We start from the raw sequence: 7655 nt of genomic DNA, 5'->3' as shown, positions 1-7655 counted from the left end.
GGGTTTGTGACGGGGGTGCGGTTCTACAAGGGTGGGGCGGCGAACGGGGGGACGCATACGGGGAGCTTGTGGTCGTCGGCGGGTTCGTTGCTGGCGACGGCGACGTTCAGTGGTGAGACGTCGTCGGGGTGGCAGACGGTGACGTTCGCGTCGCCGGTGGCGGTCACGGCGGGGACGACCTACGTGGCGTCGTACCTGGCGCCACAGGGCAGCTACTCCTCTGACGGCGGGTTCTCCCCGCTGCCGTACGTGAACTCACCGCTGACGGCGACCGGAAGTGTCTACCAGTACGGGTCGGGTGGGGTGTTCCCGAACAACACCTCCAACAACCCGAACTACTGGGTGGACGTGGTGTTCACGTTGCCGGACACGACGCCACCGAGTGTGGTGTCCACGGTGCCCGCGTCGAACGCGACGGGGGTGGCGACGTCGTCGACGGTGTCGGTGACGCTGAGTGAGCCGATCCAGGCGGGTGCGTCAATCTCGGTGACGCCGTCGGCTGGTCCGCCGGCAACTGCGCTGAACGGTTCTGGAACGGTGTTGACGTTCACGCCGTCGGCGGCGTTGGCGGCCTCGACGCAGTACTCGGTGCTGGTATCCGGGGTCAAGGATATCGCAGGCAACGTGATGACTGTCTACTCCTGGTCGTTCACCACCGCCTCAAGTGGCGGCGGCGGTGGCGGCGGCGGTGGCGGTGGCGGTGGCGGTGGCGGTGGCGGTGGCGGTGGCGGTGGCACGGCAGTTCCCACGGTGGACCGGCTGTTCGGCGCTGACCGGTACGCCACTTCGGCAGCCATCTCGGCGGACGGCTTCGCGCCGGGCGTGCCCGTGGTCTTCGTGGCCACGGGTGAGGACTTCCCCGATGCACTGGCAGGGGCGGCGGCAGCCGGTTCGCTGCGCGGCCCGGTCCTGCTCGTCCAGAAGCTCGCGATTCCCACCACCGTCTCGGACGAGCTCAAGCGGCTGCAGCCGGCCCAGATCGTTGTTGTCGGTGGCTCGGGGGTCATCTCCGACCAGGTGCTGACCGCCCTCAAGGCGTATACGGCAGGCACCGTGACCCGGGTCGCCGGAGCCAACCGCTACGCCACCGCGGCGGTACTGTCGCAGAAGTACTTCAGCCCAGGTCTGGGCGACGTCCTGGTCGCGACCGGCACCAACTATCCGGACGCCCTTGCCGGTGCCGCAGCGGCCGGAGCGAACAAGGTCCCGGTGCTGCTGGTGTCTGCGACGGGGATCCCCGCCGAGACCGTGGCCGAGCTGCAGCGGCTGAAGCCGGCGCGGATCACGATTTTGGGTGGGACCGGTGCGGTCTCCGCGGCCGTTGCCACCGCGCTCGCCACCTACGCGCCGCAGGTGCGCAGGCTGGCGGGTACCGACCGCTACGGCACTGCAGTTGCGGTCTCGCAGGCGTACTTCGGCTCGGCTTCGCGGGTCCTGGTGGCGAGCGGGGCGGGCTTCGCCGATGCGCTGTCGGGTGCCGCTCGCGCAGCCGCCCTGCCGGGCCCGGTTCTCTTGTCGGCGTCTACCTGCCTGCCGGCGGTCGACGTCACTGAGATCAGCCGGCTCGGGGCCTCCCGCGTCACCCTGCTTGGAGGCACCGGCGCGCTGAGCTCGGAGGTGGAGGCGCTCACCCCCTGTGTCGGCTAGTGCCATGGTGGGACAGGAGTGGTGTCACCAGGCTTCTCGGACAGATGGGACGTCTCTTGTGCACAGGCTCTAGAACCGCACCTTGACGGGTGGACCCCGCACGCCGCTTGCGTGCGGGGACGCCGTTGAGAAGGCGGCCCCAACGACCCTGCGGGGGGGCGCATGGACGCGGTGGCAGTCGTCGAGGACGAGGTCCGTGAACTGGTCCGCAGGCGCGGGCTGGACCCGCTCGCCGACCCGACGGCGATGTGGGCGCTAGTCGGCGAGGTGCTCGCCGACTACGACGAGCGCAGCCTCTCCGGCTCGGTGCCGCCGCTGGCCGACCCGGAGCACACGCTGCGCTCGGTGCTCGACTCGGTCGCCGGCTTCGGCCCGCTGCAGCCGTACCTGGACGGCCCCACGATCGAGGAGATCAGGTTCACGTATCGGCTGACGGGCCCCTGTCGAGGCCCTTGCACCGGCGGGCGGACGGCCCTTGCTTGATCAGCGTCCGGGCCCCCTCGGGCAGTGGTGGGGCCGAAAGTCTCTGGCTGGTTCCTCCCGGCGGGTCTTGTCTGAAACGGGAGGACGGCCGGTTGCGAACGGCCGCGTCCAGCCGACCGGCTGACACCATCCGGGGAGGACACGATGCGTGAGTACAGCGTCCCGGCGGCAGCCGCCATCGCGCCCACGGCCAACATGACCGACCACCTGGTCGACGCCTTGGCCGACGACCCTGACCGGGTGCAGTTCCGCCGCCGGGCTGATGGTGGGTGGCGTCCGGTCACGCTGCGCGAGTTCATGGACCAGGCTCGCGGCGCAGCCAAGGGGCTGATCGCTTCCGGGGTCCAGCCCGGTGACCGGGTCGGCCTGATGTCTCGGACGAGGTATGAGTGGACCGTCTTCGACATTGCGATCCTGCTCGCCGGCGCGGTGACGGTCCCGATCTACGAGACCTCGTCGGCCGAGCAGGTGCGCTGGATCCTGGGTGACTCCGGTGCCGTCGCGGTGGTCGTCGAGACCCCCGAGCACGCGTCCTTGGTGTCAGCTGTTCGACCCGACCTGCCGACGCTGAGGCAAGTGTGGACCGTCGAGGACCTCGAGCAGCTGGCCACGGCGGGACAGGCCGTGGACGACGAGACGCTGGAGGCGCGCCGCCGTTCGGCGGACACCTCCACCGTGTCGTCCATCGTCTACACGTCGGGAACGACCGGCCGCCCCAAGGGCTGCACGATCACCCACGGGAACATGCTCGCCGTCGCCACCGGCATGGTGAGCGGCCCGTTCGGCGACGAGTTGCGGTACGGCACGTCCACCCTGCTGTTCCTGCCGCTGGCCCATGTCATGGGCCGCGACATCCAGTTCGGCTCCACCTGGCAGGGCGCCCCGATGGGCCACACCTACGACCTCGCCGGGCTGGTCGACGACCTTCAGGTCTTCCGACCCGACTACCTGCTGTCGGTGCCGCGGGTGTTCGAGAAGGTCTACAACATGGCCTCCGCCAAGGCCGCCGAGGAGGGCAGGGAGCGCATCTTCGACTCCGCCGCAGCGACAGCGATCGGCTACAGCCAGGCGCTGGACCGGGGCAGGCCGGGCCTGCTGCTGCGGCTGCGGCACGCCGTGTTCGACCTGCTGGTCTACCGCCGGCTCCGCGACCGGCTGGGCGGCCAGGTCAGCTGGGCGCTGTCCGCCGGGGCGCCGCTTGGTACCCGCCTCGCGCACTTCTTCCGCGGTGCCGGCATCACCGTGTACGAGGTCTACGGCATGACCGAGAACTTCGGCCCGGCCACTCTCAGTCACCGCGGCGCAATGCGGGTGGGCACCGTGGGGCGCCCGATCCCCGGCAGCACTATCCGCGTCGCCGACGACGGCGAGATCCTGATCAAGGGCCCGCACGTGATGGCCGGCTACTGGAACAACCCAGCCGCCACCGCCGAGACGATCGACCCGGACGGGTGGCTGCGCACCGGCGACATCGGCCAGCTCGACGACGACGGCTACCTGAGCATCACCGGCCGGAAGAAGGACCTGATCGTCACCTCCGGCGGCAAGAACGTCGCCCCCGCCGTGCTGGAGGACCGGGCCCGGGCGTCCCGGCTCGTCAGCCAGATCATGGTGGTCGGGGACAACCGGCCATTCGTGGCCGCGCTGGTCACCCTCGACCGGGAGTTCCTGCCGACCTGGCTCGAGCTGCGCCACCGCCCGAATGACACCCCGGCCGAGAAGCTGGCCGACGACCCGGACGTCCGTGCGGAGATCCAGCAGTCGATCGACCGGGCCAACACCGCGGTGTCGCGCGCGGAGTCGATCCGGGCGTTTCGGATCCTCCCCGACGACTTCACCGTCGAGGGCGGCCAGCTGACCCCGTCGATGAAGTTGAAGCGAGACGTCGTCAGCAAGGAGCACGCGGCCGACATCGAGGCCCTGTACAGCCAGATCTAGTGCCGTGAGTCGCGGGCCGTCGGCGAGGGGGCGCCATGGGCCAGCTCAGCGTCGGAGTGCTCGGAACGTCGAGCAAGGAGAACGAGCACCGGCTTGCCATCCACCCTCGTCATCTCGACCGGATCGACGCGGACCTGCGGGCGCGGATCTTTCTCGAGCACGGCTACGGCGATCACTACGGGGTGTTCGGGGAGCATCTCGGGCCGCGACCCAGCTGGCCATCGACAAGCGGCTCACCCTGATCGCCTGGGAGGCGATGAAACCGCTGGACGCCGGACAGAGGCTCGTCGTGCACGTCTTCCACATGAACAACGAGCTGGCCGGCTACAGCTCGGTGCTGCACCAGGTCGAGGACTTCGACGCGTGGCGCGCGGCCTATGACTCGGTGGCCGAGCTGCAGAGTGCCGGCGGCGTGACAACGGAGTCCGTGCACCGCATGGCGGACCACCCCAACCACGTGTTAGTGGGTCAACGAGCCCGGCCGCGTCTTCGTCGCCCGGGAGGGCCGCATCGAGCTGACCACTGTGATCCCGACCCCTGGCATGGTGCAGGACCTCGTGGAGCGGATGCTCAAGCAGTCCGGGCGTCGGGTGGACCTGTCCTCGCCGTTCGTCGACGCGTCGCTGCCCGACGGCAGCCGGCTGCACGTAGTGATCCCGGACGTGACCCGGCGGCACTGGGCGCTGAACATCCGCAAGTTCGTGGTGCGGGCGAGCCATCTCGACGAGCTGGTCGGCTTGGGCGCGCTCACCACGCACGCGGCGCGGTTCCTCGAGGTGTGCGTCGAGGTCGGCCTCAACGTCATCGTCGCGCCACGGCAGACCCGTCTCGCCGAGCTCGAGGCTGGGAGGTAGCCAGCGCAGCCGGCCGGGGGGCGGGGGCGGGGGTCGCGTGCGGCCTGCCTTGCGAAGCTCGCTGTAGGTGAGTGCGTCACCTTCGACGGCTTGCTGCAGAAGACGCTGGAACAGCAGCCCGCGGCTTCGTGAGGTGCGACGGTTGAAGCGGAGCACCCACTCGTCGAAGTGGGCCGGCATGTGCTCCGGGCTGATCGATCCGTGCAGCGTGCCCATCACCCAGCGCTTCACCAGCGAGAACATCAGGTGCACCCCCGGCAGCGCCTCGTGGGCGGGTCGCCCTGTGGCGGTCACGTGGGTGGCCTTGAGCGTGTAGAGACCGCGGGTGGCCACCGGGTAGGCCGACCGGCCGTCGCTGATGACGCGGCTGCCCGGCTCGACGTTGGCGAGCAGGAACTCCTGCAGGCTCTCGGCGGTGGCGTCCTCGATGACACCCAGTCGAGCGCGGCCAAGACCTTTGGGGCTACTGACTTCTACGGCAGCAGCGAACAGCACCTTGCCCAACGCGCCACGTCCGGGTACGCCCGGCTCCGGACCGCCCAGGAACGCCTCGTCGACCTGCCCGTCGCCGGTGAGCCGGTCGCGACCCGGCCGCACCATCACCGACCGGTGGCGGTGCAGCAACGCCCACGCGGTCTGGTAGGAGCCGAGCTGCATCTCGCGCAGCAGCTCGGTCGCGGAGATGCCGCCCTTGCCGCTGGTCAGGTGCCAGGCCGCCGAGAGCCAGACCGTCAGCGGCGTCCGAGTGCCGTGGAAGATCGTGCCCGCGGTTGCCGAGACGCGCCGGTCACAGCCCGCGTCGCGCCACCGACGATCCGGTGCCCGCCAGCCCTCCGGCGAGGCGCACCACGGGCATACGAACCCCTGCGGCCAGCGCATTTAGTCGAGGTAGTCCAGGCACTTCCAGTCCTCGCCGAACCACGAGCGCAACTCCGCGTACGAGTCCGGGTAGTCCGGCCAGCCAGCAGCGCCACCCTCGAAACGCCAGGTCCATCAGGATCCCTCAACGCGGCGGCGCGTCATGCCGACTTCGGCGTCGCCGGAGTGTTCCCGCCCGTTGCGCTCGGTGCGCTCCCGAGCTTCGAGCGGGCGACGAGCAGCACGACGGAAACAACGATCCCCCACACCCACAGCAGGCCAGGCCCGATGAACTCAGGCCCGAGGGCCATGCTGGCAATGGCGGACACGCCGGCGACGACGGCGAGTACGGAAAGCAGCCAGTGCCCCCACAGTTCGCTTCTGGCCAGCAGCCACGCGATGACCAGCAGCGAGATGCCGACGAGGACTGAGGCGGCGGCATGGAGACCGTCGCGGGACAAGACCAGCGCCTGGGCGACACCAGCGTCGAGGTTGCCACGGACCTTCGCGGCGTTCATGTCGAACGAGAGCGCCGGCCAGGCGCCGAGGCCTTCGGCGAACACGTAGACCGCGGTGGAGGCCCCGGCAAGGGTGATGGCGACGATGGCAGCCAGGTCCAGACGTACGCAGGCGCTACGGACGACTGCTACCAGCAGTACCAGCGTGATCACCCACTGGACGATGAACGCTGTGGCGTGCAGTGGGATGCGGGAGAAGTTGTCGACGTAGAAGTCGACGAAGTCGTTCGCCGGAGCGCCGGGCGGCGGCGACACGGTTCGCAGGTCCGTCAGCATGCTGACGACGACAAGGAAATACGGCACCAGCGCGAGCCCTGCCACGGCGGCAACTAGCGCCGCCTGCCGACGGGCAGCCACCACCGCATCGTCCCGCCCGTGCGACTCCTCGCCCTCCGACCCCGTCGTCACCTGCCACCGTGCCGTCATTGAACTCGCCTCCAGACGGATGGTGCGTCAAGATCAGCATCTGTCCCAGCGACGTTCCCCCGTCAGGGGCGAAAGAACCGACGTCACGGCGCCCGTGCCGCGTCGAGAGCGCCGAAGCGCAGTTCTCGGGCGGGTCGACGCTGGCGGGCAATCCCACCAATCGTCAGTACATCTGTTGCACCCTGACGACAGCGAAGGCTCGGTCGCCCCGGCCGTTCACCTGATTGGTGCTACGACGCCGGATCCGAGCATGTCGATGTTCCCCATGTGCCGCACCCCTCGTGGCGCCAGAAAGGAACCCCTCATGCGCAAGAGCATCACTGTTCTGGTTCTTCTCGGGTCGCTCGCCGTTCCGATCGGGTGCACGACGTTGGCCCTGGCCGATAACAGCAACCGGCCGGGCGGCTCCATCATCACACCCGAAGGACCAACGCCCGGGAACGGAGGGGACCAAGGCTGGGGTAACTGCGGGCACAACTCAAGTGGCGGCCTCGCCCACACCGGCGACAACGGCATGGGTGGCGGCAATGGCGGCGACCAGAAGGACGGCTGCACCCTGACGCCACCTCCTCCGCCCACCTGAGCCGCTCGCTACGTCTTTCCGTTGGCCGGTCGGCTTCTTCGTCATGGTGGTCAGCGGGACGCGGGCCGGCGATCCCACTAGTACTACAGCCGCACTTGGTTTGATCTCGGCGACAGCATGTCGTCGTGAGTTGACGGGCCGGTCCCTGCGATCGTGCGCGTGTGGTTGATGTTCTGGATGTGGCTGAGGTGTCGGCGTGGGCGGCGGGGCTGGAGGAGGTCCAGGCGCGGATCGCGGCGCGGTTCGCGCGTTCGGAGCCGCGGGAGCGGGTCGCCGCCTATATTCGCGGGCTGTTGGCGCCGGTGGAGCGGAAGAACTCCTGGACGTTGGCGCAACGGGCTGGGGAGG

At 69.5% G+C, this 7655-nt stretch carries 7 protein-coding genes and 1 pseudogene; 7 read left to right on the top strand and 1 reads right to left on the bottom strand.

The window, feature by feature from the left end:
- The 5 genes and pseudogenes from VIM19_07850 to VIM19_07830 all read left to right on the top strand — a co-directional run.
- On the top strand, positions 1–1647 hold a 1647-nt coding region (locus tag VIM19_07850), incomplete at its 5' end, for a cell wall-binding repeat-containing protein (protein ID HEY5184799.1).
- 162 nt (positions 1648–1809) lie between these two features.
- A complete protein-coding gene (locus VIM19_07845) occupies positions 1810–2130 on the top strand; it encodes a hypothetical protein (protein HEY5184798.1) in 321 nt (106 codons plus the stop codon).
- A 144-nt stretch (positions 2131–2274) separates the two neighbouring features.
- The gene (locus VIM19_07840; GenBank protein ID HEY5184797.1) at positions 2275–4068 is read left to right on the top strand and encodes an AMP-dependent synthetase/ligase; all 1794 of its coding nucleotides are present in this window, start codon (positions 2275–2277) and stop codon (positions 4066–4068) included.
- 35 nt (positions 4069–4103) lie between these two features.
- A complete protein-coding gene (locus tag VIM19_07835; GenBank protein ID HEY5184796.1) occupies positions 4104–4310 on the top strand; it encodes a hypothetical protein in 207 nt (68 codons plus the stop codon).
- A 222-nt stretch (positions 4311–4532) separates the two neighbouring features.
- Positions 4533–4877 (top strand): annotated as a pseudogene (locus VIM19_07830) (CpaF family protein).
- A gap of 1064 nt (positions 4878–5941) precedes the next feature.
- On the opposite strand, the gene VIM19_07825 reads toward VIM19_07830, so the two are convergent.
- Positions 5942–6724 (bottom strand): hypothetical protein, encoded by a 783-nt coding sequence (locus VIM19_07825; protein ID HEY5184795.1) that lies wholly within the window; start codon positions 6722–6724, stop codon positions 5942–5944.
- 304 nt (positions 6725–7028) lie between these two features.
- On the opposite strand from VIM19_07825, the gene VIM19_07820 reads away from it, so the two are divergent.
- Together VIM19_07820 and VIM19_07815 are read left to right on the top strand one after the other, a co-directional pair.
- On the top strand, positions 7029–7307 hold the full coding sequence (locus VIM19_07820; GenBank protein HEY5184794.1) for a hypothetical protein: 279 nt from the start codon (positions 7029–7031) through the stop codon (positions 7305–7307).
- A gap of 179 nt (positions 7308–7486) precedes the next feature.
- Positions 7487–7655 (top strand): IS701 family transposase (locus VIM19_07815; GenBank protein ID HEY5184793.1); only part of this gene is annotated, 169 nt, incomplete at its 3' end.

Source organism: Actinomycetes bacterium, from assembly GCA_036510875.1.
GTDB lineage: Bacteria > Actinomycetota > Actinomycetes > Prado026 > Prado026 > DATCDE01.
The sequence above is the reverse complement of the archived record's forward strand: the minus strand, read 5'-3'. Positions and strand labels throughout refer to the sequence as shown.

Bases quoted from the DNA above. Each gene is read 5' to 3' on its own strand.
- VIM19_07825 (HEY5184795.1), bottom strand. From the start codon at position 6,724: ATGACGGCACGGTGGCAGGTGACGACGGGGTCGGAGGGCGAGGAGTCG.
- VIM19_07835 (HEY5184796.1), top strand. From the start codon at position 4,104: ATGGGCCAGCTCAGCGTCGGAGTGCTCGGAACGTCGAGCAAGGAGAAC.
- VIM19_07840 (HEY5184797.1), top strand. From the start codon at position 2,275: ATGCGTGAGTACAGCGTCCCGGCGGCAGCCGCCATCGCGCCCACGGCC.
- VIM19_07820 (HEY5184794.1), top strand. From the start codon at position 7,029: ATGCGCAAGAGCATCACTGTTCTGGTTCTTCTCGGGTCGCTCGCCGTT.
- VIM19_07845 (HEY5184798.1), top strand. From the start codon at position 1,810: ATGGACGCGGTGGCAGTCGTCGAGGACGAGGTCCGTGAACTGGTCCGC.